This is a genomic window from Streptococcus sp. HMSC064H09, assembly GCF_001812625.1.
GTDB lineage: Bacteria > Bacillota > Bacilli > Lactobacillales > Streptococcaceae > Streptococcus.
On the sequence record NZ_KV809624.1, the window covers coordinates 1 to 508 of the forward strand.

General features: G+C 42.9%; 1 protein-coding gene. It reads left to right on the forward strand.

Annotation, left to right across the window (positions count from 1 at the left end; translation table 11 throughout):
• Nucleotides 1-508 (forward strand): Rib/alpha-like domain-containing protein (locus HMPREF2867_RS09485; RefSeq protein WP_256263090.1); only part of this gene is annotated, 508 nt, incomplete at both ends.

Consider the following 508-nt stretch of genomic DNA (forward strand, 5'->3'; position numbering starts at 1 on the left):
AAAGATCAAACGGTAAAACCAGGCGATCAACCAAACGCTAAGGATTCAATTGGCAACGTTGATGACCTTCCAGAAGGCACTAAGTTCGAATACAAGACACCAGTTGACACAACAACAGAAGGCGAAAAAGACGCTACAGTTATCGTCACATACCCAGATGGTTCTAAGGACGAAGTTCCAGTTAAGGTTATTGTCAAAGATCCACGTACAGATGCCGATAAGAATACACCTGTAGCCAAAGATCAAACGGTTAAACCAGGTGATCAACCAAATGCTAAGGATTCAATTGGCAACGTTGGTGATCTTCCAGAAGGTACTAAGTTCGAATACAAGACACCTGTTGACACAACAACAGAAGGCGAAAAAGACGCAACAGTTGTTGTCACTTACCCAGACGGTTCTAAAGACGAAGTTCCAGTTAAGGTTATCGTTAAAGATCCACGCACAGATGCAGATAAGAACGATCCAACTGCGAAAGATCAAACGGTAAAACCAGGCGATCAACCAA